This is a genomic window from Mesorhizobium sp. M9A.F.Ca.ET.002.03.1.2 (assembly GCF_003952365.1).
Taxonomy (GTDB): Bacteria; Pseudomonadota; Alphaproteobacteria; order Rhizobiales; family Rhizobiaceae; genus Mesorhizobium.
The window spans coordinates 149407-174901 of record NZ_CP034443.1 but is presented as its reverse complement, the minus strand read 5'-3'; the positions used below and the strand labels follow the sequence as shown (position 1 = coordinate 174901).

At 62.7% G+C, this 25495-nt stretch carries 29 protein-coding genes; 10 read left to right on the top strand and 19 right to left on the bottom strand.

What is annotated here, in order from left to right; genetic code table 11:
- Positions 1 to 206: 206 nt before the first annotated feature.
- Positions 207 to 563, bottom strand: a complete 357-nt coding sequence (locus tag EJ066_RS00925) for a cupin domain-containing protein (protein ID WP_126043702.1) — start codon at positions 561 to 563, stop codon at positions 207 to 209.
- A gap of 289 nt (positions 564 to 852) precedes the next feature.
- Here EJ066_RS00925 and petA point away from each other — a divergent pair, with 289 nt between their 5' ends.
- The 6 genes from petA (at position 853) to EJ066_RS00895 (ending at position 5512) form a co-directional block, all read left to right on the top strand.
- Complete coding sequence (gene petA / locus EJ066_RS00920; RefSeq protein ID WP_126034391.1) at positions 853 to 1413, top strand: ubiquinol-cytochrome c reductase iron-sulfur subunit; 561 nt, start codon at positions 853 to 855, stop codon at positions 1411 to 1413.
- Between the two features lie 17 nt (positions 1414 to 1430).
- Positions 1431 to 2735 carry a cytochrome b N-terminal domain-containing protein gene (locus EJ066_RS00915; RefSeq protein WP_126034390.1) on the top strand — a complete coding sequence of 435 codons (1305 nt, stop codon included), beginning with the start codon at positions 1431 to 1433 and terminating at the stop codon, positions 2733 to 2735.
- Positions 2736 to 2824: 89 nt separating this feature from the next.
- Positions 2825 to 3697 (top strand): cytochrome c1, encoded by an 873-nt coding sequence (locus tag EJ066_RS00910; protein ID WP_126034389.1) that lies wholly within the window; start codon positions 2825 to 2827, stop codon positions 3695 to 3697.
- 214 nt (positions 3698 to 3911) lie between these two features.
- Positions 3912 to 4205, top strand: coding sequence for a type II toxin-antitoxin system ParD family antitoxin (locus EJ066_RS00905; protein WP_126034388.1), 294 nt, complete (start codon positions 3912 to 3914; stop codon positions 4203 to 4205).
- Positions 4206 to 4208: 3 nt separating this feature from the next.
- Positions 4209 to 4577, top strand: coding sequence for a type II toxin-antitoxin system RelE/ParE family toxin (locus EJ066_RS00900; RefSeq protein ID WP_126034387.1), 369 nt, complete (start codon positions 4209 to 4211; stop codon positions 4575 to 4577).
- 389 nt (positions 4578 to 4966) lie between these two features.
- On the top strand, positions 4967 to 5512 hold the full coding sequence (locus EJ066_RS00895) for an adenine phosphoribosyltransferase (RefSeq protein WP_126034386.1): 546 nt from the start codon (positions 4967 to 4969) through the stop codon (positions 5510 to 5512).
- A gap of 36 nt (positions 5513 to 5548) precedes the next feature.
- On the opposite strand, the gene EJ066_RS00890 is transcribed toward EJ066_RS00895, so the two are convergent.
- The 8 genes from EJ066_RS00890 to EJ066_RS00855 all read right to left on the bottom strand — a co-directional run bounded on the left by EJ066_RS00890 (position 5549) and on the right by EJ066_RS00855 (position 12715).
- Positions 5549 to 6019 carry a MaoC family dehydratase gene (locus EJ066_RS00890; protein ID WP_126034385.1) on the bottom strand — a complete coding sequence of 157 codons (471 nt, stop codon included), beginning with the start codon at positions 6017 to 6019 and terminating at the stop codon, positions 5549 to 5551.
- Positions 6016 to 6477 (bottom strand): MaoC family dehydratase, encoded by a 462-nt coding sequence (locus EJ066_RS00885; RefSeq protein WP_126034384.1) that lies wholly within the window; start codon positions 6475 to 6477, stop codon positions 6016 to 6018. The genes EJ066_RS00890 and EJ066_RS00885 overlap by 4 nt, the downstream gene beginning before the upstream one ends.
- A gap of 135 nt (positions 6478 to 6612) precedes the next feature.
- On the bottom strand, positions 6613 to 7587 hold the full coding sequence (corA, locus tag EJ066_RS00880) for a magnesium/cobalt transporter CorA (protein ID WP_126034383.1): 975 nt from the start codon (positions 7585 to 7587) through the stop codon (positions 6613 to 6615).
- A gap of 224 nt (positions 7588 to 7811) precedes the next feature.
- Positions 7812 to 8915: a redox-regulated ATPase YchF gene (gene ychF, locus EJ066_RS00875; RefSeq protein ID WP_126034382.1), complete on the bottom strand. Its 1104-nt coding sequence runs from the start codon at positions 8913 to 8915 to the stop codon at positions 7812 to 7814.
- Positions 8916 to 8992: 77 nt separating this feature from the next.
- A complete protein-coding gene (locus EJ066_RS00870) occupies positions 8993 to 9532 on the bottom strand; it encodes a hypothetical protein (protein WP_126034381.1) in 540 nt (179 codons plus the stop codon).
- Between the two features lie 27 nt (positions 9533 to 9559).
- The gene (gene pth / locus EJ066_RS00865; RefSeq protein ID WP_126034380.1) at positions 9560 to 10291 is read right to left on the bottom strand and encodes an aminoacyl-tRNA hydrolase; all 732 of its coding nucleotides are present in this window, start codon (positions 10289 to 10291) and stop codon (positions 9560 to 9562) included.
- Positions 10292 to 10476: 185 nt separating this feature from the next.
- On the bottom strand, positions 10477 to 11121 hold the full coding sequence (locus tag EJ066_RS00860) for a 50S ribosomal protein L25/general stress protein Ctc (RefSeq protein ID WP_126034379.1): 645 nt from the start codon (positions 11119 to 11121) through the stop codon (positions 10477 to 10479).
- Positions 11122 to 11458: 337 nt separating this feature from the next.
- A complete protein-coding gene (locus EJ066_RS00855; protein WP_189644410.1) occupies positions 11459 to 12715 on the bottom strand; it encodes an MFS transporter in 1257 nt (418 codons plus the stop codon).
- Positions 12716 to 12825: 110 nt separating this feature from the next.
- Here EJ066_RS00855 and EJ066_RS00850 point away from each other — a divergent pair, with 110 nt between their 5' ends.
- Complete coding sequence (locus EJ066_RS00850) at positions 12826 to 13674, top strand: helix-turn-helix transcriptional regulator (protein ID WP_126034377.1); 849 nt, start codon at positions 12826 to 12828, stop codon at positions 13672 to 13674.
- A gap of 7 nt (positions 13675 to 13681) precedes the next feature.
- Here EJ066_RS00850 and EJ066_RS00845 read toward each other — a convergent pair whose 3' ends face one another.
- The 6 genes from EJ066_RS00845 to lgt all read right to left on the bottom strand — a co-directional run bounded on the left by EJ066_RS00845 (position 13682) and on the right by lgt (position 19557).
- A complete protein-coding gene (locus EJ066_RS00845; RefSeq protein WP_006202540.1) occupies positions 13682 to 14617 on the bottom strand; it encodes a ribose-phosphate pyrophosphokinase in 936 nt (311 codons plus the stop codon).
- A 164-nt stretch (positions 14618 to 14781) separates the two neighbouring features.
- Entirely contained in the window at positions 14782 to 15402 is a 621-nt protein-coding gene (locus tag EJ066_RS00840) for a hypothetical protein (protein ID WP_126034376.1), read from the bottom strand.
- 53 nt (positions 15403 to 15455) lie between these two features.
- On the bottom strand, positions 15456 to 16607 hold the full coding sequence (locus tag EJ066_RS00835; protein WP_126034375.1) for a Xaa-Pro peptidase family protein: 1152 nt from the start codon (positions 16605 to 16607) through the stop codon (positions 15456 to 15458).
- A complete protein-coding gene (gene pgeF, locus EJ066_RS00830; RefSeq protein WP_126034374.1) occupies positions 16607 to 17401 on the bottom strand; it encodes a peptidoglycan editing factor PgeF in 795 nt (264 codons plus the stop codon). Before pgeF ends, EJ066_RS00835 begins: the two co-directional genes overlap by 1 nt.
- A gap of 119 nt (positions 17402 to 17520) precedes the next feature.
- A complete protein-coding gene (locus tag EJ066_RS00825; protein ID WP_126034373.1) occupies positions 17521 to 18609 on the bottom strand; it encodes a class I SAM-dependent methyltransferase in 1089 nt (362 codons plus the stop codon).
- Positions 18610 to 18681: 72 nt separating this feature from the next.
- The gene (gene lgt, locus EJ066_RS00820) at positions 18682 to 19557 is read right to left on the bottom strand and encodes a prolipoprotein diacylglyceryl transferase (RefSeq protein ID WP_126034372.1); all 876 of its coding nucleotides are present in this window, start codon (positions 19555 to 19557) and stop codon (positions 18682 to 18684) included.
- 131 nt (positions 19558 to 19688) lie between these two features.
- Between lgt and EJ066_RS00815 the strand changes: the two genes are divergently transcribed.
- The 3 genes from EJ066_RS00815 to EJ066_RS00805 all read left to right on the top strand — a co-directional run bounded on the left by EJ066_RS00815 (position 19689) and on the right by EJ066_RS00805 (position 21187).
- Positions 19689 to 19991, top strand: coding sequence for an accessory factor UbiK family protein (locus tag EJ066_RS00815; protein ID WP_126043701.1), 303 nt, complete (start codon positions 19689 to 19691; stop codon positions 19989 to 19991).
- Positions 19992 to 20308: 317 nt separating this feature from the next.
- A complete protein-coding gene (locus tag EJ066_RS00810) occupies positions 20309 to 20809 on the top strand; it encodes a YbjN domain-containing protein (protein WP_126034371.1) in 501 nt (166 codons plus the stop codon).
- Positions 20810 to 20827: 18 nt separating this feature from the next.
- Entirely contained in the window at positions 20828 to 21187 is a 360-nt protein-coding gene (locus EJ066_RS00805) for a tRNA-binding protein (protein WP_126034370.1), read from the top strand.
- Between the two features lie 59 nt (positions 21188 to 21246).
- Here the strand turns inward: EJ066_RS00805 and EJ066_RS00800 are convergent, their stop codons facing one another.
- The 4 genes from EJ066_RS00800 to EJ066_RS00785 all read right to left on the bottom strand — a co-directional run bounded on the left by EJ066_RS00800 (position 21247) and on the right by EJ066_RS00785 (position 25316).
- A complete protein-coding gene (locus EJ066_RS00800) occupies positions 21247 to 22332 on the bottom strand; it encodes a glycosyltransferase family 1 protein (protein ID WP_245455054.1) in 1086 nt (361 codons plus the stop codon).
- A gap of 279 nt (positions 22333 to 22611) precedes the next feature.
- On the bottom strand, positions 22612 to 24024 hold the full coding sequence (locus EJ066_RS00795; protein WP_126034369.1) for an ATP-binding protein: 1413 nt from the start codon (positions 24022 to 24024) through the stop codon (positions 22612 to 22614).
- Between the two features lie 52 nt (positions 24025 to 24076).
- Positions 24077 to 24796, bottom strand: a complete 720-nt coding sequence (locus EJ066_RS00790; protein ID WP_095491594.1) for a response regulator transcription factor — start codon at positions 24794 to 24796, stop codon at positions 24077 to 24079.
- Positions 24783 to 25316, bottom strand: coding sequence for a MarR family transcriptional regulator (locus EJ066_RS00785; protein WP_126034368.1), 534 nt, complete (start codon positions 25314 to 25316; stop codon positions 24783 to 24785). Before EJ066_RS00785 ends, EJ066_RS00790 begins: the two co-directional genes overlap by 14 nt.
- Positions 25317 to 25495: the final 179 nt, after the last annotated feature.

Genomic DNA, 25495 nt, shown 5'->3' with positions numbered 1-25495 from the left:
GCGATGGGAATGTCCGCTCAGGTGAAGGTTTTCCAACGCGGGCCGAGGTCGGCCCGCACACACCCTCGCGCCGCGGCCCGCATCGAAAACCTTCGCCAAAGCGGTTGTCTAACCAAGCGTCCAGACTTCACCTAGTTTGACCATGATCTCCAGCGAAAACCGGTTTCCATTTTCGCTGACGTGTACCTTCGGTTCGCGCTCATGGTCTATTCCAGCCATTCGGTGATGAAGCTGCTGTTCTCGTGGATGTCGGTGGTCTCCAGCGGGCCTGGGCCGAGATTGGTGAATTTGTGCGGCGTGTTCGGCGGCACGATCAGGATCTGGCCAGCCGACGCCTCGATCTGCCGGTCGCCGACGGTGAACAGCCCGTTGCCGGTGCGGATGATGAAAATCTCGCAATAGGGATGCGTGTGCAGGCGCGGGCCGCCGCCGATCTCCGGCAGATAGTTGAAGATCAGGCAGCTTTTGGAGCCGTAGGCGCCGCATTGCAGTTCGCCCTGCCAATGGTCTGGCCAGCGGTCGGGGACCCCGGCCCATTTGTCGCGGTTGATGACATGCGCCATGGGTCGAGGATAGACCGAGGCCGGGTCTCCTGTCGAGGCAACGCAGGCGCTGCTTTGCGGTTGATTTCCGGTCGTTTTCACCATGCGGCCCGGCGCCAGATTGCGTCCCCGCGACAATCTGCCCTTGTGCCTTCACCCGTCTGGACAAAAACAGGCTTCACGCATAAACCGAAGTCCAAATGCCGGAGGAATTCGCTAGCCTGTTCGCCATGCGCTGTCGGGTTGGCGTGAATGAGCGGGGAACAAGGCTCGGCCACCGGCACGGAAGAGGCGAAAGGATCAGGCACCCGTGAGCGCAACCGACATCCAGGATCCCAACCGTCGTGATTTTCTCTACGTCGCCACCGGCATGGCCGCGGTGGTCGGCGCGGGCGCCGTTGCCTGGCCGTTCATAGACCAGATGCGCCCGGACGCCTCGACGCTGGCGCTGGCCTCGGTCGAGGTCGACGTCTCCTCGCTGACACCGGGAATGTCGCTCGTCGTGAAATGGCGCGGCAAGCCAGTGGTCGTGCGCAACCGCACCGAACAAGAGATGAAGGACGGCGAAGCGGTCAATCTGGCCCAGCTCAAGGATCCGCTCGCCCGCAACGCCAATCTGCCGGCCGATGCGCCGGCGACCGACGCCAACCGCACCACTCCGGGCAAGGAGGCCTGGATGGTGATGGTCCAGGTCTGCACCCATCTCGGCTGCATTCCGCTTGGCCAGGAAGGCGAGTTCGGCGGCTGGTTCTGCCCGTGCCACGGCTCGGTTTACGACACCGCCGGCCGCGTCCGCGGGGGGCCGGCGCCGGAGAACATGACGGTGCCGGTGTTCCAGTTCATTTCCGACACCAAGATCCGTATCGGCTGAGGCGAGGGGACATTTCGATGAGCGAGGGACACTCGACCTATACGCCCAAGACCGGTATCGGACGCTGGTTCGACGCCCGCATGCCGCTGCCGCGGCTGGTCTACGACAGCTTCGTCGCCTATCCGGTGCCGCGCAACCTCAACTATGCGTGGACCTTCGGCGGCATCCTGTCGATCATGCTTGTGGCGCAGATCCTGACCGGCATCGTGCTGGCCATGCACTACGCGGCGGACAGCACTCTCGCCTTCGATTCGGTCGAGAAGATCATGCGCGACGTGAATTCGGGCTGGCTGCTACGCTACCTCCATTCGAACGGCGCATCTTTCTTCTTCGTCGCCGTCTACATCCACATCTTCCGTGGTCTCTACTACGGCTCCTACAAGGCGCCGCGCGAGCTTCTGTGGATCCTCGGCTGCATCATCTACCTCTTGATGATGGCAACAGGCTTCATGGGCTATGTGCTGCCCTGGGGGCAGATGAGCTTCTGGGGCGCGACCGTCATCACCGGCTTCTTCAGCGCCATCCCGCTGGTCGGCGACTGGATCCAGCAGCTTTTGCTCGGCGGCTTCGCTGTCGACAACCCGACGCTGAACCGCTTCTTTTCACTGCACTATCTTCTGCCGTTCATGATCGCCGGCGTCGTCGTGCTGCATGTCTGGGCGCTGCATGTGGTCGGCCAGTCGAACCCGACCGGCATCGAGGTCAAGTCGAAGACCGACACCGTCGCCTTCACCCCTTACGCGACCATCAAGGACGCGTTCGGCATGATCGTGTTCCTGTTCATCTTCGCCTATTTCGTCTTCTACCTGCCGAACTATCTCGGCCATCCGGACAATTACACAGTCGCCGACCCGCTGAAGACGCCGGCCCATATCGTGCCGGAATGGTACTTCCTGCCGTTCTACGCGATCCTGCGCGCCATCACTTTCAATATCGGGCCGATCAACTCCAAGCTCGGTGGCGTGCTTTGCATGTTCGGCGCCATCGCCATGCTGTTCCTGGTGCCGTGGCTCGACACCTCGAAGGTGCGCTCGGCGGTCTATCGGCCCTGGTACAAGCTGTTCTACTGGCTGTTCGTGATCGATGCCGTTCTGCTCGGCTGGCTGGGCTCGCAGCCGGCCGAAGGCAGCTATGTCTTCATGGCGCAGATGGCGACATTGTTCTACTTCGCCTTCTTCCTGGTCGTGCTGCCTGTGCTCGGCCTGATCGAGACCCCGCGGCGGTTGCCGAATTCGATCACCGAGGCGGTGCTCGAGAAGAACAAAGGTGGCGGTGGCGGACATCCGGCCGGCGCGACAGCCGCACCGGAAACCAAGGGCTGAGCATGATCCCGAAAAGTGGAGACCGGTTTTCGGACAAGATCATGCTCGAGACGACGACAGCGCGGCAGAGAATCTCAAGGGGATTTGGCATGAAGAAGGTTCTCACCTCACTGGCGCTGCTCGGCCTTGTGTTGGCAGGCGCTGGGGCCGCGACCACCGGGGCCATCGCCCAGGAGGAGGCGCACAACGCAGCCGCGCCGACGCATTTCCCGATACACGAGCCGAAGGAGATGGACTGGAGCTTCGCCGGGCCGTTCGGAACCTACGACAAGGCGCAGTTGCAGCGCGGGCTGAAGGTCTACAAGGAAGTCTGCGCGGCCTGCCACTCGATGAATTTGGTGGCGTTCCGCACGCTGGAAGATCTTGGCTATTCGGAAGGGCAGATCAAGGCGCTGGCGGCCGAGTACACGATCAATGACGGTCCCAACGATGCCGGCGACATGTTCGATCGTCCCGGCATACCGTCCGACCATTTCCCGGCGCCGTTCCCCAACGAGCAGGCAGCAGCGGCCGCCAATGGCGGGGCTGCCCCGCCCGACATGTCGCTGCTGGCCAAGGCGCGCGGCGTCGAGCGCGGTTTTCCGCGTTTCGTCTTCGACATCTTCACGCAATACGCCCAGGGCGGTCCCGACTATATCCACTCGCTGCTGACCGGCTATGACGAGGAGCCGCCGGCGGGCATGGAGATACCGGAAGGCACGCACTACAATCCGTATTTCATAGCCGGCGTGTCGCTGAAGATGCCCAACCCGCTTTCCGACGACCAGGTGACCTATGACGACGGCTCGCCGCAGACTGTCGATCAATATTCCCGTGACGTGTCGGCCTTCCTGATGTGGGCAGCCGAGCCGCATCTGGAAGCCCGCAAGAAGACCGGCTTTCGCGTGCTGGTCTTCCTGTTGCTGTTCGGCGCGCTGGTCTATCTGACCAAGCGTAAGGTGTGGGCCGGCGTGGCGCACTGAGCTCCGGAAAGCCACGAGATCGAAAGGGCGCCGAAAGGCGCCCTTTGCATTTCCGAGCGCATCGGCCCGAAATCGGAATCGATCTTGCTTCGCTGACGTTCGGCTCGGAAAGCACGATGCGTGGATAAAAATGTTAGAGCGTACCGTCAGGCCAAGGCTATTGGCATAATATGCCATCGCTTATATGATGGGAGCAACAGCGAAGGAAATCCCGATGCCGACGCGCAACGTTGTCCTGACAGAGCACCACGAGGAAGTCATCGAGCGTCTGGTCGGTTCCGGCCGATACCAGAACGCCAGCGAGGTGCTGCGCGAGGGCCTGCGCCTGATCGAGCAGCGCGAGGCGCGCGAGGAGGCCAGGCTTGCTGCGCTTAAGCAAGCCGCCCGGGTCGGCTTCCGAGACATCGAGGAAGGCCGGTTCCAGGAGGTCGGCGACGACGGCCTGGAAGAATTCATCAGCGGACTTGGCCTGCAGGCGAACGCCCGAACCAGAAACAGCGGCCGCTGACGCATGGCCGTCTATCGGCTGTCCGCGACAGCCCAGCAAGACATCATTGAACTTCTCGCCTACACGGACGCCACCTTCGGCGAGGTCGCACGGCTGCGCTACGAGCGGCTCCTGGTGACGGCTTTGCGCGACATCGCGGCCGATCCCGAGCGGCTCGGAAGCCTTGCCCGGCCCGAGCTCGGCGAAAACATCCGCAGCTACCACCTCCGTTACAGCCGCGAGCTTGCTAAGACCGAGTACGGCATCGTCTTGCGTCCGCGCCATCTCCTGCTCTACCGGGCGGCTCGCGCCCACATTATCGGCATAGGTCGAATCCTGCACGATGCGATGGACCTCGAACGGCATCTGCCGGTCGACTACGGCGACGACTGACCTTGCTTTTCGGCAGCGAATCCACAGAAGTGCCAGAGCTGCCGTAATTCCGCGGATCAAGGCGTTCGAAGCGACGGTCTGAGGAGTGAACTAAGTAGGCAGAAGCGGCAGCGAGGGGAGGGTTTTGCCGTCAATTTTCGTCATTTGGTGAGCTCATCTGCCGGATGGCTTTTTATTTTATACCAATTGGTTACAGATCACGACCGTACTTTGTGCGTCCAAATGGACGCACGTCGCTCCAAGACCGCCCGGCTCCAGCCCTTTGCCGGACAATTTTCTGTCAGGCGCCACATCGCGGTAGCCGTCGCCGGCCGCGCCGGGTTACGGTCGGCCGGAGTTCCCTTCATGTCTTCAGGTCGAATCGGACGAATGCCCCGGAGAGCCGCCTCATGAAACCTTCGCTCGAAGACACGCTGCTTGCCTCAATCCGCACCATTCCGGACTATCCCAAGCCGGGCATCCTGTTTCGCGACATCACCACGCTGCTGAGCAATGCGCGCGCCTTCCGCCGCGCCATCGACGAACTGGTGCACCCCTATGCCGGCCAGAAAGTCGACAAGATCGCCGGTATCGAGGCGCGCGGCTTCATCCTCGGCGGCGCCGTCGCCCACCAGCTCTCGGCCGGCTTCGTGCCGATCCGCAAGAAGGGCAAGCTGCCTTACGAGACGGTGCGCGTCGCCTACAGCCTCGAATATGGGCTGGACGAGATGGAGATGCACAAGGACGGCGTGTCCCCGGGTGAAAAGGTGATCCTGGTCGACGACCTGATCGCCACCGGTGGCACCGCCGAGGCGGCGGTCAAGCTGTTGCGGCAGATCGGCGCCGACATCATCGCTGCCTGCTTCGTCATCGACCTGCCGGATCTCGGCGGCCGCGAGAAACTCGAAGCGCTCGGCGTGCCGGTCAGGACGCTGATCGGGTTCAAAGGGCATTGAGAGAGCGTACGCTTCTCCCACAGGAGAAGGAGCGCCTCACCCCACCTTCACCAATACGGCGCTTTCGAACTCGATGACCTTGTCGCCGCTCGAATCGACGGCCTCCGAGCTAAGGGTGAGCAGCCGCCAGCCCGGGCGCGAGGTTATGGGGCGGTGGGCAAGCGCGGTGCGGGTGAAGGTAACGGTCTCTCCGGCATAGACGGGCTTCGGCCATTTAAGGTTCTTGAAGCCGGGCGAGGGGCCGAATTCGGGTAAGGGACCAGGGCCGGTCCAGCGGGCGCCCTCGGTCTCCATGCGGGTCTCGAGGTTCAATTTCATCCAGGTGGCGGCGGTGTGCCAGCCCGATGCGCATAGGCCGCCGAATACGCTCTTCCTCGCCGCCGCCTCGTCGAGATGGAAAACCTGCGGATCGTATTTCCTGGCGAAGGCCTTGATCGCCTCGGGTTCGAATGTATGCGAACCGAGCGTGACGGTGACGCCGATGCAGAAGAACTCGTCGAGGCTCACGCGCTGGCCTCACGGGTCAGGAACATCACGGTGTTCTCGAGATCGAAGACGCTTTCGCCGCGCTGGTTGAAAAGCTCGCTGCGCATGGTGACAAGGCCGAGCTGCGGCTTGGATCGGGACAGGCGCTTGGCAAGGACGGTGGTGTTGCCGCTCAGGATGTCGCCGGCCAGCACCGGCTTCTTCCACCGGACCTGATCGACCCCAGGGGCGCCTTGGCAGGTCGAATCGAGCAAGAAGGCATCGCACAGCATGCGCATGAACATCGCACAGGTGTGCCAGCCGGAAGCCGCCAGCCCGCCGAGGATGCTGGCCTTGCCCGCAACCTCGTCGAGATGCATCGGCTGCGCATCGAATTCCCCGGCGAATTCGATGATCTCGGCCGCGCTCACCAGCTTCGTGCCGAGGTCGAGCGACGCGCCCTCGACGAAGTCCTCATAGGCCCAGGTCTTTCCGGTCATGGTCTGGAATCCGGTTCAAGATTGTACGATCGCGACGGATCGGGGTTCCCGGATGCAGGCGGGACGGGATTTGGTCAAGTAATTTCTGGTGCGCCAGGCCACCGCGACCAACGGATAACAGAAGGTTCGAAGGCTCTACAACCAGCCGCGGCGGCGGAAATACCAGAAGGGCAGAATCGCGGACACGATCATCAAGCCGACGGCGAAGGGATAGCCGAACTGCCATTTCAGTTCGGGCATGATGTCGAAATTCATGCCGTAGATCGAAGCGACCAGCGTCGGCGGCAGGAAGATGACGGCGGCGACGGAAAAGATCTTGATGATGGCGTTCTGCTCGATCGAGATCATGCCGAGCGTCGCGTCGAGCAGGAAGTTGATCTTCTGCGACAGGAAGGTGGCGTGGTCGGCGAGCGACAGAACATCGCGCGACAAGGTCTTGATGCGCGCGCGGAGGTCCTTGCTCATCCTGGTCTGGGTCGAGGCGTGGGCGAGGAAGCCGGCGAGCCGCTGCAGCGAGATCAGGCTGTCGCGGATCGAGGAGGCGATGTCCTCCTTGCGGCCGATGGCCTTCAGCAATTCCTGGAAGTCGCGGTTGCGCTTGGAAGCCTTGGTCGAGCTTGCTTCGAAGATGTCGCGCGAGATCGTCTCGATGTCGCGGCCGGCGCGCTCCAGAATGTCGGCGAGGCGGTCGACGATCGCCTCCAGCAGACCGATCAGGATGGTGTCGCCGCTGGTGCAGCCGGTCGCTACCTTCTCGGCGCGCAGCGGAAAGGTCTTGAAGGCCTTCGGCTCATGGTAGCGCACGGTGATCAGCCTGTTGCCGGCCAGCACGAAGGTGACCGGCGACATCAGGGGATCGTCGGCCTCGGTCTGGGCCGGCAGAATGGCGGTCATGAAATAGGCGCCGTCCTCGATATAGAGGCGGCTCGAAATCTCGATCTCCTCCATCTCCTCGCGCGTCGGAATGGCGACACCGAGCCAGGCCTCGATGGCCGCTTCCTCCTCCTTGGTCGGGCTCAGAAGGTCGGCCCAGACGACCTTGTCGCTGCTTTCCAAGAGATCGTCGGCGAGGCGCAGGCGATCATTGTCCACGACGAATGCCTTGATCATCGCCGGGTCTCCCTTGCTGTGGCCAAAGAGCGGTATGTTCGGTAGCGATGCGTCGTTTCGGATTGCACGGGACAGGCGCTTTCGATGAAAGCCCGAGCCGGTGCAGACGCCCCTTAGACCGGGCATTGCGGGCAGTCAAGCCGCGCGGAAAGGGCTCGTGCATGGTGCACGAGGCTGTGGTCGCGCCGACGGCCATGACGGCTGCCGACGCGCCGTCGGTCGGGTCAGGTGTTGAACTTGAACAGCATGATGTCGCCGTCCTGGACGACATACTCCTTGCCTTCGTCGCGCGCCTTGCCGGCTTCCTTGGCCGCCACTTCGCCGCCCAGGGTGATGAAGTCGTTGTAGGCGATGGTCTGGGCGCGGATGAAGCCGCGCTCGAAATCGGTATGGATGACGCCCGCCGCCTGCGGCGCCTTGGCGCCCTTGTGCACGGTCCAGGCGCGTGTCTCCTTCGGCCCGACGGTGAAATAAGTGATGAGCTGCAAAAGCTCGTAGCCGGCGCGGATCACCTTGTTAAGGCCGGGTTCCTCGAGGCCCATCGTTGCGAGGAATTCCATTTCCTCCGCATCGCTGAGCTGCGCGACCTCGGCTTCGATGGCCGCGGAAATCACCACGGTGCGGGCACCTTGCGCGGCAGCCATCTGTTCGACCGCTTTGGTGTGCGCGTTGCCGGTGGCGGCGTCGGCCTCGGCGACATTGCAGACATAGAGCACGGGGTGCGACGTCAGCAGATTCAGCCCCTGCAGGATGCGCAGATCCTCGGGCGCGATGCCGTTGAGCAGGATGCGGGCGGGCTTGCCGGCCTGCAGGAGTTCGAGAGCGGCTTCCATCATTGGAAGCACGGTCATCGCCTCCTTGTCCTTGCCGGAAGCGCGCTTGCGGAACTGCACGATGCGGCGCTCGAGGCTGTCGAGGTCGGCGAGCATCAGCTCGGTCTCGACGGTCTCGGCGTCGGCGACGGGATCGATGCGGCCCTCGACATGGGTGATGTCGTCATCCTCGAAGCAGCGCAGCACATGGACGATGGCGTCGACCTCGCGGATGTTGGCCAGGAACTGGTTGCCCAGCCCCTCGCCCTTCGAGGCGCCGCGCACCAGGCCGGCGATGTCGACGAAGGAGATGCGGGTCGGGATGATCTCCTTCGACTTGCCGATCGCCGCGATCTTCTGCAGGCGCGGGTCGGGCACCGCCACCTCGCCGGTGTTCGGCTCGATGGTGCAGAACGGATAGTTGGCGGCCTGCGCCGCCGCCGTCCTGGTCAGCGCGTTGAAAAGCGTCGACTTGCCGACGTTGGGCAAGCCAACGATGCCGCATTTGAAACCCATTTTTGTCCGGTCCTATCGGGAAATCGAAATTTGATGAGGGCTATGGGCGAAAGCGCCGACGATCGTCAAGGCGCAATTCAGTTCAGGGGCTGCGCAATGTCGTCGGTGCCTATGGCCAACGAGCGGACGCCGGACCTGCTCAATACCTGTAGGAGATGCCAGAACGCGTCGGCCTCGGCGGTTCCGAAATCAACCGTCAGCTGCCCATCGAGCAATTGCGTGCTGTGAATGATGTTTCCGACGACCTCAATCGTTTCACGCTCGCCATCGATATCGAACCAAGTGCGAAACCATTCATCGAAGAGATCGTCGTCAAGGTCCTTTGTATCGAACTTGAAATGGACGTCGTCCCACTTGAACGGTGATATGAAAACGTCCATTCCGCCGATCTCGGCGCGAATATCCGGAGAGAATTTCAGATAGGTATCGCTATTGATGAATTGCGGATTGGGCTGTCCGTCATTGGCAACGAAATCAACTGCGATGAAATTTCGATAGAAGGAATCGACGTTCGAGAACTTGACTTCGGTCGCATGCGATCCTTGGCTGCTGGCAGCAAGTTCGCCGACAGCTGAGACGAAGTGATCGACATATTTCTGCCTGACGCGGCGGACCAATTCCTGAACGTCATCCGTATTCATGACTCAATCCTTGCCGCCGAAGAGCTTCTTCAGCATGGCGGCCATCGGGCCGGTTTCAGGCAGCTTGATCGCCGGCTGCTGCGGCCGCGCCTGACGGACGTGGCTCTGTTGTTTTGGGCCCTGTTGTTTCGGGGTGGGCTTTTCGGACTCGGGCGCGGCACCGGTCTTGCCCTGAACGGCGAGGCTGAGCTTGTTCATGAAGCCGGATTCGTCGCCCCTGACGATCATTTCGGCATGAGCACCGATGGCATCGAGCAGCGGCTCCAGCCATTCGCGATCGGCCTTGGCGAAATCGCCGATCACGTGATGCTGAACGAACTCCTTGACGCCGGGGTGGCCGACACCGATGCGTACGCGACGGTAAGCGTTGCCGACGTGGCCGTCGATCGAGCGGATGCCGTTGTGGCCGCCGGCGCCACCGCCGGTCTTCACGCGGACCTTACCGTCGGCGAGGTCGATCTCGTCATAGAAAACGGTGAGCGCCGAGGGAGCAAGCTTGTAGAAGCGCAGCGCTTCGCCGATCGACTGGCCGGAATTGTTCATGAAGGTCTGCGGCTTGATCAGGATGATCTTTTCGCCGCCAAGCGTGCCTTCGGCGATCAGGCCCTGGAACTTCTTCGACCAGGGCGAAAAGGAATGGCGGCGGGCAATCGCGTCCGCCGCCATGAAGCCGACATTGTGCCTGTTGTCAGCGTATTTCGCGCCCGGATTGCCGAGGCCTGCAAACAGCAGCATCGTCACCTCTAGTGTGGTGGATTTGAATTTCCTGCCACTTTGACGGCATCAGCGGCCAGGAACTTCAAATCCAAAAACCACACTAGAACGTCACGGTTGCTAGTGTGGCCTTAGGTTCCGAAATTCGCCCGGTGCGGCTCCAAAATGATGGGAATTTCGGATTCGCCACACTAGGGCGGAAAGGATTACTTCTCTTCGTCGGCAGGAGCCGCCTCTTCGGTCTCAGCCTCTTCGACCGCCTCTTCCGTCTCCGGCTTCATCGCCGCGGAGCCGGCAATGGTCGCGACGGTGAAGTCGCGGTCGGAGATCACCGGCTTGACGCCGGCTGGTAGCTTGACCGCCGAGATGTGGATCGAATCGCCGATGTCGGTGCCGGCGAGATCGACGGTGATGAATTCCGGGATCGCATTGGCCGGGCAGTGGAACTCGACCTCGTGACGCACGATGTTGAGCACGCCGCCGCGCTTGATGCCGGGCGACTTGTCCTCGTTGATGAAGTGGACCGGCACGTCGACATTGACTTCTGTGTCCTTGCCGATGCGCAGGAAGTCGACATGGACAGGGAAGTCCTTGACCGGGTCGAGCTGGAAGTCCTTGGGCAGGACCTGGATTTTCTTGCCGTCGACATCGATCGTGGCGACCGTGGTCAGAAACCCGCCGCCATGGATCTTGTAGTAGATGTCCTTGTAGGTGAGGGCAATCGCCAGGGGAGGCTGCTTGTCACCGTAGATTACTGCAGGCACTTTACCGTTACGGCGAACTGCACGGGCGGACCCCTTACCGACCTGTTCGCGCGCTTCGGCCTTGAGCTCGTAAGAACCGTGGCTCATGGCATTTCCTTTCGCGTTGTTCTGGAGCGTTCGCGGCCGGCGAAGATGCCTGGGCCGTAAACGTCGAAAGCCGCCATGGCTATGCATGATCTGGTCCAAAATCTTTTGGGATCACGCAGGCCGGACAGCCTTCCGCCGCGTTGCCTCCAAGGGTGTCTACGCGGGTGGCGGCTCTATAGCGGAAGGCGGAGCGCGGTGCAAGGTGGGCGGACAGTATGGCGGCTTCCGCTCGGTAGCGCGATTCAAGCCAGCGCAATGGCGTCAACGTAGAAGTTCGAATCCTGCATGCCCCGCCTGGCGAGATTCGAACTGCAACGCGAAGGTCAAAAGCCGAAATCTAAACTGAGGCCTCACCTGTGGCGGTCCCAGTCGCCACCTCTCTCGCCTGCTTCATGTTCGGCAGGAACACCGTCAACAGGCCAAGCAGCGGCAAATACGAGCAGACCTGAAAGACGAAGTCGATGCCTTTCATGTCGGCGACGATGCCGAGCACGGCTGCGGCGATGCCGCCCATGCCGAAGGCGAAGCCGAAGAAGATGCCGGCGATCATGCCGACGCGGCCGGGCACCAGTTCCTGCGCGAAGACGACGATGTTGGAGAAGGCCGAGGACAGGATCAGGCCGATCAGCACCGTCAGGATCATCGTCCATTCGAGATTGGCGTAGGGCAGGGCCAGCGTGAAGGGCAGCACGCCGACGATCGAGAACCAGATCATCGCCTTCTGCCCGTAGCGGTCGCCGAACGGGCCGCCGAGCAGGATGCCCAGCGCCGAGGCGCCGAGGAACAGGAACAGCATGACTTGCGACATCTGCACCGAAACGCCGAATTTATCGATGGCATAGAAGGTGTAATAGCTGGCGAGGCTGGCGACGTAGGCATTCTTGCTCAGCACCAGCAAGGTCAGCACCGCCAGCGCGCCCATCACCCTGCGGCGCGGGAAGGGCGAGACGAACCCTGCCGCCTTGCGGTTGGCGAGCGAGGCGCGCAGGCGGCTGTACCAGCCGCCCACCCGCCACAGCACGATGATGCCGATCAGCGAGCCGACGGCGAACCACGCGATGCTGGCCTGGCCGAGCGGCACGACGATGAAGGCAGCCAGCAACGGCCCGATGGCCTGGCCGAGATTGCCGCCGACCTGGAACAGCGATTGCGCCAGGCCGAACCTGCCGCCCGAGGCGAAGCGGGCGATGCGCGAGGATTCCGGATGGAAGATCGCCGAGCCGATGCCGATCAGCGAGGCGCCGATCAGCAGCAGCGAATAGTGTCCGGCATAGGCCAGCACGATCAGGCCGATCAGCGAGGAGGCCATGCCGTAGGGCAGCGAATAGGGCATCGGGCGCTTGTCGGTGATCATGCCGATCAGCGGCTGCAGCAATGACGCCGTCACCTGGAAGGTGAAGGTCAAAAGGCCGATCTGCCAGAAATCGAGACCGTAATTGTCCTTCAGCAGTGGATAGATGGCCGATAGCAGCGACTGCATGGTGTCGTTGACACAATGGCAGAAGCTCACCGCCAGAATGACGGTGAAGGCCGTCGCCTGCGCCGAAGCGTGGCTGGCTGACGTGGCCGGGGCTGTCGCTGTGGTATCGGTCAAGGCAGGCTCCGTGTCTTTTGGCAGGCGATGCCGCGGGAGCGCTTATAGTCCCGTTGCGAAGCGACTTCTTTCGTGGTTTGGTCCAATAGTTTCGCAAGTGGGCCACGACCATGGCAGAATTGATATCGTTTCTGGAGGCGCCGCCCAGCGATCTCGGCCGGTTGCACCGTGAGCGGCTGGCCTGGCTGGAGGGGACCAGCGGCCCGATCGTGGCGCTGCCGTCGGAATATCCGGACGGCTACAACGTGCCCAACCATCATCACAGCCGCAGCCAGTTGCTGCACGCGCTGCGCGGCGTCGTGCTGGTGACGACGCAGCAAGGCCGCTGGATGGTGCCGCCCGACCATGCCATGTGGATACCGGCGGGCATCGAACATTCGGTCGAAATGCTGGGCAATGTCAGCATGCGCTCGGTCTATGTCACGCCCGATGCGATAGAAGGCCTGCCCACAGGGCTGCGCGTGGTCGGCATGACGGACCTGATGCGCAGCCTGATCATCGAGGCGGTGACGCTGCCGGCCGAACCGCGGTCAACCGGTCGGACGGGCCTGGTGCTCGGCCTTTTGCTGCACGAGATACCGAACCTGCCCGAACAACCGCTCGGGTTGCCGTTCCCGTCCGACCCCAGGCTGGCAGCGCTTTGCCGGCGTTTCGTCGCGGCACCCTCGCCGCATGCGACGATCAACGAGTGGGCCGATATCGTCGGCATGAGCCGCCGCTCCTTCACCCGCGCCTTTCATCGCCAGACCGGACTGTCGCTGTCGACATGGCGCCAGCAGGCCTGCCTGTTCGCGGCCTTGCCGAGGCTGGCGGATGGCGAGCCGATCACAAGGGTGGCGCTCGACCTCGGCTATGACAGCGTGCCGGCCTTCACCACCATGTTCAGGCGCATGCTGGGAACCTCGCCGCGCGGCTATATGCGCGGGTCAAGGGACAACATCGTGGCGTCGAAGAGGTAGCGAGATTTCAGTCGAACAGGCTCGACACCGATTCCTCGGTCGCGGTGCGCGAAATCGCCTCGCCCATCAGGTCGGCGATGGAGATGACGCGGATGTTGGGGGCGTCGAGCACGCCTTGCGTCGGCTGGATGGAATCGGTGATGACCAGCTCCTGCAGCTTCGAGCCGCTGATGCGGGCAACGGCGCCGCCCGACAACACACCATGGGTGATATAGGCGGTGACGCTGGTGGCACCGTTGGCAAGCAGGGCATCGGCGGCGTTGCACAGCGTGCCGCCCGAATCGACGATATCGTCGATCAACAGGCAATCCTTGCCGGCGACCGCGCCGATGATGTTCATGACTTCCGATTCGCCGGGGCGCTCGCGGCGCTTATCGACGATGGCGAGTTGCGCATCGAAGCGCTTGGCGAGCGCGCGAGCCCGGACCACGCCGCCAATGTCGGGCGATACGACGACGACATTGGCAAGCTGCTTGTACTTTGCCTTCACGTCGCGGGCCATGACCGGCACGGAGAACAGATTGTCGGTCGGAATGTCGAAAAAACCCTGGATCTGGCCGGCATGGAGATCCAGCGTCAATACGCGATCGACGCCCGCCCGCGTGATCATGTTGGCGACCAGCTTGGCCGAGATCGGTGTGCGGCCCGAGGCGCGGCGGTCTTGCCTGGCATAGCCGAAATAGGGAATGACCGCCGTGATGCGCTTGGCCGACGAGCGCATGAAGGCATCGATCATGATGAGCAGTTCCATCAGGTGATCGTTGGTCGGGAACGAGGTGGACTGCAGGATGAAGACATCCTCGCCGCGCACATTCTCCTGGATCTCGACGAAGATCTCCTGATCGGCGAAGCGCCTGACGCTGGCTTTGCCCAGCGGGATGTTGAGATAGCGGGCGACCGCTTCGGCCAGCACCCTGTTGGAATTGCCCGCGAAGAGCTTCATGCACCGTTCCTGGTGAAGGATGGAGTCTGACAGACTCTCTTGAGCCTCTCAGTCGGGCTTTTAGCGGCCCGTGCCGGTATTGCAAGCGTCGTGATCGGGAATCCGCCGGCTAATCTCAATAAACGTTTTCGGCGAGGGAAGCCGGCAACATGTCAGCCCGCCTGTCAGCCCGCTTGACCGCCAAGCCATGTGGCAAACTGGTCGATCGTCTGGTCGGCGATCGTCTGCATGGTCTCCGGCGCGACCGCGGCCCAGCCTTCGCCACCATTGGCCGAGGGCGCCTTCTGCTGGCCGTTGATGCGATGCAGCCGGTTGCCTGCCGGGTCATAGACGTCCCAGACATAGATGACGGTGGTGTCCTTGCCTTCCGACATCGTCGAAAAATAGCCTTTCAGCACGTGCGTGGGGGTCTGGCCGGCGCTGCCGGCCAAGGTGATGCCGCGTTGCTTGGCTCGGGTCTGAAGCTCCGCGGTCAGTGGTGTCGCGGCTTCCACCGAGGCGCCGACGATCGGCGCCACCTGCAGGCGGGTCCGTGCGATGACGGCTGCGCTCGTTGCGGGCGTTGTTGCAGGCTGCGCAGGGGCGGAAGGTTGTGCCGTTGCGGAAGGCTGGGCAGTCGTTGCGGGTGGGGTGTTCGTTGCAGTCGCGTCGGTCCCGGCCGTGGTCACGGCCTGTGTCGACTGCGGGGCGATGGCCGAGGGTTCGAGAACGTCCTTCGCACTGGTGCAGGCGGCCAGCGTCAGCGCCGCGAGCAGTGACACGGTCGTCACATGCGATCGCCTCATTGCCTCAAAACTCCCTGGCGATGAACGCCCCTTGCATTCTTGCCATTATGGATTCACCGTACGATCAAGTCGAGATCATGGCGGGACAGCGGCTTCGGCTGCGACTCGGTCGTCAGATAGGTGCGGCCAAGCGTCATCGCGGTCTCGGTTTCGGAATCCATGATGATCATGTGGGCGAACAGCGTCATGTTCGGCGCGATGGGTTCGGGATTGCCCTGATAGAACATCGGCATGTCCATCCAGGACGGGGTGAAGCGGGCGCCGAGCGAATAGCCGCAGGCATTGAGCCGGTGCTTGGTCAAATTGTGCGCCTCGAGCGTGCGGGCATGCTCGTCGAACACGTCGCCGAAGGTATTTCCGGGCGTCATCGCCTTTTCGACGGCCAGAAGTGCGGCGCGCGCGGCATCGAACAGTTCCTGGTGACGTTTCGACACCTTGCCGGTCAGCACCGTGCGCATCATCGCCGCATGGTAGTGATGGAAGACGCCGGCCCATTCGAGCGTCAGCTGATCGTTCTTGGTCAGCTTGCGGCGCCCGGCCTTGTAACGGCAAAGCAGTGCGTCCACCCCTGAGCCGATGATGAACTCGTTGGCCGGATAGTCGCCGCCGCCGGCAAAGATCGCGCCCTGCATGGCGGCAAGGATCAAGGCTTCGTCGCCACCCTGCTTGATCAGTGGCAGGGCCGCGTCCAGCGCGTCGTCGGCGAGATTCGCGGCCTTTTCCGCCTTGGCGATCTCGGCCGGGCTCTTGAACAGACGCAGCCGGTTGATGATGCCGGAGGCGTCGGCGATCTGGCCAAAGGTCTGCAATTGCTCGTCCAGGCGTCGGCCATTGTAGGCGGTCAGGCCGTGGGTATCGTATTCGACGCCGATGCGGGCGCCGAGCAGGTCGAGGTCGTTGAGCAGATTGCGCAGGTCGATCGCCGGATTGGCGCCGTCGCGATCGGTCCACAGCACGATGTTGTCGATGATCGAGGTGTGGCGCGCCTGGCGCAGATCGGCCGAGCGCGTGAGCAGTATCATCGAACCGTCCGCCTTCACCACCAGGCACTGGAAGAAGCAGAAGCCGAACGTATCGTAGCCGGTCAGCCAGTACATGCTCTCCTGCGCAAACAGCAGGACGGCATCGAGCTTCTTCTCGGCGATCTCGATCATCAGCCGATCGCGCCGTGCGTCAAATTCCGACCGTTCGAAATGCAGCGCCATTATTCCGTCTCCAAAACGATTGCCGAAATCTGCCGTCCGTAATCCGGCTCCTTGCGATGCACGGTACGCCGATAGGAATAGAACAGATCCTCCTCGGCGTAGGTGCAGCGGCCGAGCCCGTCGGCGGTCACACCCGCCCGGGTCAGTCGATCGACCGTATAGAGGTTGAGGTCGAACATTGCATGTCCCGGCTTCGCGGAAGCCGCGAAATAGCGGATGTTGTCAGCACCGGCCTCGACGAAGCGGGCGACGAATTCCGGCCCGACTTCGTAGTTTTCGGGGCCGATGGAAGGACCGAGAACCGCAACGATGCGCTCGCGCCGGGCGCCAAGGCCTTCCATCGCCGCAATGGTGTTTTCCAGCACGCCTGACAAGGCGCCCTTCCAGCCGGCATGGGCAGCGCCGATGACGCGCGCCTCGGCATCGGCGAACAGGACCGGTCCGCAATCGGCGGTCGAGGCGCCGATGGCGATGCCCGGCCGGTCGGTGACGATGGCGTCGGCTTTCGGCCGCTCACCGGAAAAAGGCTCCCTGGCGATGACGACGTCGGGCGAATGGATCTGATGGGCGGTCAAGAGATGGGTTGGAGGCACGCCCATCCAGTCGGCGACGCGGCGGCGGTTCTCGGCTACCTGAGTCTGGTCGTCACTCGAGCCGGTGCCGATGTTGAGGCCCTGATAGATGCCGCCGGAGACGCCGCCGATGCGGGTGAAGTAGCCGTGGCGAATGCCTTGCGCCCGCGCCTTTTCCAGAAAGAGCGACCGAACGGGATCCGGTTTGGTCTGATTCAGCATGGCGGCGTTGTTGTCCGTGTGGGCGATTTCGTCAAGCTACAGTCCAAAGATCGATCGGCGACAGTCTAAGATCGGCGACGGTCGAAAGTCGGGAGAGTGGGAGAGGCGGCAGCGAAAAGTCAATCCGCCGTTGCAAAGGGCTGAACGGTGACGCCGGCGGGCAGGACGGCAAGCACCTTGAAGAGGTCACCCATGGCCTGCGGGCCGGCGAGGCGTTCGACCTCGCCCGCAATCTTTTCGCGGGTCGCCTCATTGGCATTGGCGCCGAGCTGGCCGGCGCGTTCGAGAAGCCCCATTCCAACCAGGAATTCGCCTTGCGTGGAGAGATGGGCATCGAGGCCATGCGCCCGCACAATCGCGGCAAGGGCGGCGAAGTCGACATGGGCGGTGAGATCGGCTTCGCCCGGATTGGCCAGCACGTCTTCGTGATCGTGCTTGCGCAGGGCCTGCAACGTGTCGCCGACTCCCGGTCGGAGGTAGCCATAGTCGAGGAACAGGCCGGCGCCACCGCGCCCAGCCAACCGCTCGGTGATGGCCGCCATCAGCGCGGCCCGGGCCGGCGCGACCTCGACGATCGCGCCCTGTGGCGCGCCTTCGGCATCGTTCGGCAACAGCGTCGGATCGACCGAGCCCGCGCCGGCGAAGAAGCGCAATTCGTCCGCGCCGTCGAGGCCGATCGTCCGTTCGCGCCAGTCTGGTCCGGCGCGGACGAACTGGCGGATGGGCACCGCGTCGAACAATTCGTTGCCGACGATGAAAAGCGGGGTCTGCGGCAGCGTGTCGATGGTCTCGTGCCAGCCGACCTTGCCCGGCATGGCGGCCAGCGTTTGCTTCTGGACATCGGCCAGCCGCGGGCTGGTCTCGATCATGGCGAAGGAGGCGCCGGCGGTCAGCGCCGGATCGAGCTTTGAAAACGTGCGCAGCATGTCCTTCATCAGCGTGCCGCGGCCGGGGCCGATCTCGGCGATGATGACCGGCATCGGCCGGCCGCTCGCCAGCCAGGCTCCGTAGAGCCAGACAGCGACCAGCTCGCCGAACATCTGACTGATCTCCGGCGCGGTGACGAAGTCGCCGGCAGCCCCGAACGGCTCGCGCGTCTTATAGTAGCCGTCCCGCGGATCGAACAGGCAAAGCGCCATGTATTGGTTGACGGGGATCGGCCCCGCCGCACCGATCAGCTCGACGATGCGGGTTTTCAGCCGAGTCATACCGGCTGCGATTTTGTCACCGGGCGAGGGCGACGCGCGTCCATTTGGAAAGTACGCTCTAGCACTATGATTTTACGCATCGTGCTTCCCCAAAATCGATTCCGGTTTTTGGGTCGATGCGGTCGCCGTCGCCATCGCCCAGATGCCGGCCAGCAGCATCGGCAGCGACAGCACCATGCCCATCGTCAGCCAGCCGGTGCCGAGGAGGTAACCGAGCTGTTGGTCGGGCTCGCGGAAGAATTCGACGAAGATGCGCGAGAGGCCGTAACCGGCGATGAAGGCGCCGCCGACGAAGCGCGGCGTCTTCAGCTTGAGCCTGGAATGGGTGAGGAAGCGCAGGATCAGGAACAGCACCAGGCCTTCGAGCAGCGCCTCGTAGACCTGGCTCGGATGGCGCGCAAATGGGCCACCATTGGGGAATTCGACCGCCCACGGCACGTCGGCCGGCCTGCCCCAGAGTTCGGAGTTGATGAAATTCGCCATGCGGACGAGGCCGAGCCCCACCGGCACGCCTGCCGCCACCACGTCGAACAGCGACCACGTGCGGATGCCGCGAGACCAGGAAAACAGCGTCATGGCGAGAATGACGCCGAGCAGCCCGCCATGGAACGACATGCCGCCCTGCCAGACGGCAAGGATATCGAGCGGATGGGCGATGTAGCGCGGCAGGTCGTAAAACAGCACGTAGCCAGTGCGCCCGCCAAGCACCACGCCGATGGCCGCCCAGACGATGAAGTCGTCGAGATCCTCGGGCTTCATCGGCAAGGCGCCGTCGGGCCAGAGCCTTGCATTGGTGACGAGCCGCTTGGCATACCACCAGGCGAAGAGAATGCCGACGATGTAGCCGACGCCATACCAATGCACCGCCAGCGGCCCGATCTGGACGATGACCGGGTCGATCTTGGGGAAGGGCAGGGCGGCCAGCGGCAGCATAAGATACTCGCTCAACAGGATCTCCCGGTTGCGATCGCGTTTGGGCGCGGACCATGCGGCAGGGTTTTGGCGGGGTCAAGGCGACGTGGATGCTTGCATTCCGCGTCGTGCGCCACTACGTCAAATCGACCAAGCGAGGATTTGCCATGTCGACCGGACCGAACCGCATTCTCGATGAATTCGCCAAGCTGATGACCGACGCCGCGGGCGCCGCGCAAGGGGTGCGACGCGAGGTGGAAACCGCCTTCAAGGGGCAGGCCGAGCGCGTTCTCAACTCGATGGACCTGGTGCAGCGCGAAGAATTCGAGGCCGCCCGCGACATGGCTGTGAAGGCCAGGGAAGAGAACACCCGTCTCGCGGCGCGCATCGAGGCACTCGAGGCGAAGCTCGCTGAATTGGCCGGGCAGGCCGCACCTGCGGCTGCGGCAAAGCCCAGATCAAAAAAATAATCGTTAAACTTTTCCACAAAGCACGATCGCAAAAAGCGCTTTGTCGTGAATCGCTTACCGGCATTGCGTGAATCTTTGTGACAGCGGCTTTCCACATGCGAATGACGCAGTGCGAAAAATTGGGCTGGTCACGCGACTCCCGATCAATAGACTGAATTTGTTGCATGATTCGGAGCAGGGTCATGCGCCGGGCGGTGGGGTCCGGTCTGGGTCTTTGCGTTGACGAAGTCCCGGCCGTCCGAGTTTCTAGACAAGATTGTTCGTCGTGTGTGCCCCGCGGAGCGTGTGGCGCTCCCCTGAACGACAGGAAGCATTCCATGGAACTTCTCGAACTCGAATTCTCGCGCGAAATCCATCCGGTGGATGTTATCGAGCAGGTAGCCCACAACAACGACTGGTCCTTCGAACGGGCCGGCGACGATGAGATTTCGATTTCGGTTGCCGGAAGCTGGACCGACTACCACGTCTCATTTTCCTGGATGGAGGATTTCGAGGCGCTGCATCTGGCCTGCGCTTTCGACATCAAGGTGCCGGAGGGGCGCGCTCTCGAAGTGATGCGGCTGCTATCCCTGATCAACGAGCAGATGCTGTTCGGCCATTTCGACCTCTGGGAGCAGGAAGGCGCGATCATGTTTCGTCAGTCGCTGCTCTTGGCCGGCGGGGTAGAACCGTCGAGCCAGCAGGTCGAGGTGCTGCTGTCATCGGCGCTGGAGGCCTGCGAATGCTATTTCCAGGCATTCCAGTTCGTCGTCTGGTCGGGAACCTCGGCCAAGGACGCGCTGGCCGGCGTCCTGTTCGAAACCTATGGAAACGCCTGAGTCAGGTCCCGACCCTCAATGAGTTCGAGCAGCCAGCGCAAGCCCGAGATCAGCTTCGCCGATTTCGACCGTGTCGATATCCGCGCCGGCACGATCGTCGAGGCCGAACCTTTTCCCGAGGCGCGAAAGCCGGCATTCAAGCTGAAGATCGATTTCGGTCCGGCGATCGGGGTGAAGAAATCGTCGGCGCAGATCACCAAATATTATGCGCCCGAGACGCTGATCGGCCGGCAGGTGTTCGCGGTGGTCAATTTCCCGTCGCGGCAGATCGGACCGTTCATGTCGGAAGTGCTGACGCTTGGCTTTCCCGACGAGGAGGGCGCCGTCGTACTCGGCGCCATCGAACGCAGGGTGCCCGACGGCGGCCGCTTGTTTTAGCTTCGTGCGGCTCGTCGCCTCAACCCAACAAGTTCTTCACCGAAGGGGTTGCTCGCAGGTCACGGAATGGATCCTCGGGTCTGCGCGTCGGCTTCGCCGCCGCTTCGCCCGTGGAAGACGAAAGGTGGTGCCAACTTCCGCGTCGCGCCGATCGCTTCCTCGACCGTGTCGAGAAACATTTCCGCGCAGGCCCTCCAGCTATAGCGCATGGCGCGCTCGCGCGCCTCGGCGCGGTCGACGTGGAGCGCGGCAAGCGCGGCCTCACGCAAATCGCTGGACACCGCTCCGCCAACGCCGTCGCCGACAATGTCGATCGGCCCTGTCACCGGATAGGCCGCGACCGGCGTGCCGCTGGCCAGCGCCTCGATGATGACATTGCCGAACGTGTCGGTGCGGCTGGGGAAGACGAAGACATCGGCAGAAGCGTAGATTTCGGCCAGTTCGTCGTTCGGGCGGTGGCCAAGGAAATGGGCATCGGGGTATCTGGCCTTGAGCCTGGCCAGTTCTGGCCCCTCGCCGACGATCACCTTGCTGCCGGGCAGGTCGAGGTCGAGGAAGGCTGTCAGGTTCTTTTCGATCGCGACGCGGCCGACGCAGAGGAAGATCGGTCCCTTGAGCCCCAGATCCTTCCTCTTGTCAGGCCGGAAATGGCCGGTGTTGACGCCGCGCGTCCATGGCCTGAGCTTGGTGAAGCCGCGCGCCGACAGATCGTCCGCCAGCGACTGGGTGGCGACCAGCGTGCCTCGTCCGGAATTGTGGAAATCGCGAAGCCAGCGATAAGCCCAGGCTTCCGGTATCGGCAGCCGCGCGCTCAGATATTCGGGAAAACGCGTGTGATAGCTTGTCGTGAACGGCCGGCCCGCCTTGCGGCAGTAGCGCCGCGCCATGATGCCGAGCGGCCCTTCGGTGACGATATGGATATGATCGGCGTTGCGCGCCGCGATCAGGCGCGCGACATGGCCTGGCGTCGTCAGCGCCAGCCGGATGTCCGGGTAGGTCGGCAGAGGCAAGGTGCGAAAGATGTTCGGCGTCAGGAAACCCGTCTCGACGTCGAAGGATTTCAGGGTTTCCGAAAGCCGTTCCAGCGTGTGGACGACGCCATTGACTTGCGGGCGCCAGGCGTCGGTGACCATCAGGATGCGCATAGCAGCCCTTTGCTTGAAAGGTCGTCGGTTTCCTTGATGCGAGGCCGCAAGGCCGAATCAATCAGGATCGCGCGCTTCATGCGCGCTCTTCAGCATGGTTTCATGACGGGCCGATGAAGGCGTAGGCCGGTGGCCGTCCGCAACCACCAAAAGCAGACGCATCGGCCCGAAAATCGAATTCGATTTTTGCTGCGCTGACCTTCGGTTCGGAAAGCACGATACGTAGGTTCAACGTGTTAGGGCCACTTTGTGCGTCCAATTGGACGCACGTCGCTCTAATCAGGCCGGAACCTTGATGACGGCGCGCAAGCCGCCGAGCGGGCTCTTGTCCAGCATGATGTCGCCACCATGGCTGCGGGCGATGTCGCGTGCGATGGAAAGGCCAAGGCCGGTGCCGCTGGCGTCGAGGTTGCGGGCCTCGTCAAGCCGCACGAAAGGCTTGAACACGTCCTCGCGCTTTTCAGGCGGGATGCCTGGACCGTCGTCGTCGATCGTGACGAGCAGCGTGCCGCGGCCATGGTTGGCGTTGATCTCAACCGTCTTGGCGTAACGGAAGGCGTTGCCGACGACATTGGAAAGCAGCCGGGCAAAAGCATGGGGCCGCACATGCAGGTGCGGATCGCCGGTGAGCGTGGTCGACAGTTTGCGCTTGCGCAGCGTGGCCTCCTCGCCGAGCTTCTCGAAATAGGCTTCAAGATTGAAACGGCCGGCGTCTTCCGCCGCTTCGCCGCGGGCAAAGGCGAGGTAGCCTTCCAGCATCGACTGCATGTCGTCGATGTCCTGGCCGAGCGCCTCGGCGTCGGCCTTGGTCCCGGTCAGCGCGAGCTGCAGCTTGAAGCGGGTGAGGATGGTTCTCAAATCGTGACTGACGCCCGTCAGCATGGCGGTGCGCTGCTCGAGCTGGCGTTCGATACGTTCACGCATCTGGATGAAGGCAAAGCCGGCGCGGCGAACCTCGTCGGCGCCGCGCGGACGGAAATCGCGCGGCATCGGCCGGCCCTTGCCGAAACTTTCGGCGGCCTCGGCCAGCGTCAGGATCGGCCGAATCTGGTTGCGCAGGAAGGGGATGGCGATCATCAGCAGCACCAGCGACGTGCCGACCATCCAGATCAGGAAAATATGCGTGTTCGAGGCATAGGCCTGGCTGCGGCGCACGAAGGCGCGCAGCACCTTGCCCTCGAGCTGGACGCGGACCTCGATGATGTTGGAATTGCCGACCGTATCGATCCAGAACGGACGGTTGATCTGATGGGTGATCTCGGACGAGAGGATCTCGTCGAGGATCGAGAAGAACGGCTTTGGTCCGGGCGGCGGCAGCGGCTCGGGCGGCAGCAAGTCGATCTTCAGCTGCATGCGATCCTGCGCGATGCGGATGACGTTGGCGTAGTCGGCGTCGTTCGGATAGGTTTCCACCAGGTCGACGATCGCGGCGATGTCGCGGACCGTGGCCTGCGACAGGCGCTGCGTCACGGTCTGCCAGTGGCGTTCCATGAAGACAAAGGCGAGGACCGATTGCAGCAGGATCATCGGCGCGATGACGATGATCAGCGAGCGGGCATAGAGCCGCTTCGGCATGTAAAGCGAAACGAGGCGCCAGAACCGTTTCCAGGCACGCGGCACGGCCTTCAGCGCCCGCGTGGCGCGAGCGCTGAAGCCGCGATCTCCCGGCCGTTCCAGTTGCGTGGTCGCCATTCGCCCTTCTTGCTCATCTGCAGCCACTCAACAAGGGGCCGCGGGCGGCAGTCTATTCCACGCTGAGCCGATACCCAATACCGCGCACGGTCTGCAGCCAGACCGGATTGGACGGATCGCGTTCGATCTTGCGGCGCAGCCTGTTGATCTGGACGTCGATGGTGCGCTCGCCGACCTCGGACTCGTCGCCGACAAGTTCATGGCGCGGTATCGTCTCACCGGCCCGCGCCGCGAAGATCGCCAGGATCTCCTGCTCGCGGTCGGTCAGCTTCAGAGCCTCGCCGCCGCGCTTGAGCTCCCGCCTGGCGATCTGGAACGTGTAGGGGCCGAAGACCAGTTGCTCGACCTTGGGCGTCGTTGCCGGACCGCCGCGGCGCAGGATGTTGTTGATGCGCAGGATCAATTCGCGGGGATCGAAAGGCTTCGGCAGATAGTCGTCGGCGCCAGCCTCGAGCCCGGTGATCCGGCTGTCGGTTTCGGAAAGCGCGGTGAGCATCAGGATCGGCACGTTCTTGCTTGCCCGCAGCGCCTTGGCGAGGTCGACGCCGGTTTCGCCCGGCATCATGATATCGAGCACGAGCAGATCGAAATCGAGGCCAGCGAGCTTGCGCCGCGCTTCGCCGGAATTTCCGGCAACGGTGACGCGAAAGCCGTTTTCGGTCAGATATTGTTTGAGAAGATTGCGGATACGGGTATCGTCATCGATCACCAGCAGATGCGGCGCATCGTCGTCCGGTGCTGCCGGTCGATCAACCCTTTCAATGGTCTCCATGGCTTTTCCCTGACATTTTTGTTGGCACAGTTTCGATCTGCGCCCTTAGTTCCGGATTGACCATCGCTTCCAGGAAACGTTCGATCAAGGCGCGTTCGGTGGCTCCGGAATCTTCCAATGCAGCATGGATGCGGCGCGACTGTGGCCGTGCCAGCGCTAGGGCCAGGGCGCGACCTTTGGCCGTCGGATAGAGTTCGCGCTGGCGGCGGTCGCGCGGACCCTGCAACTGGACGACATGGTCGGTGTCGATCAGTTGCTTGAGCACGCGCGCCAGGCTCTGCTTGGTGATCTTCAGCACATCGAGGAGTTCGGCGACCGTCAGGCCCGGCCTGCGGTTGACGAAATGCAGAACCCGATGATGGGCGCGGCCGAAGCCATAATCGGACAGGATCTGGTCCGGATCGGAGGTAAAATCGCGATAGGCGAAGAAGAACAATTCGATGATGGCAAAGTCGATGCCATCCTCGTCGGAGATCGCCGTCCTGATCGGTTTTCCGGCTGGGTGGCTACGATCGGTCATCTTTTCTCCGTGCGAAAGGGAAATTATGTCAGCACTATTGACGTAATTTTCCACCGATGGTAATTTTTGGCAAGCTTTTCGGCGGATTGCGAACGAAAAGGCAAGGGAAAGCCGTTTTTCCGGAACTTCCTGTGTTTGCCAGAGCTTTAATATCCGCCTACGCTTCAAGATACCGGTCG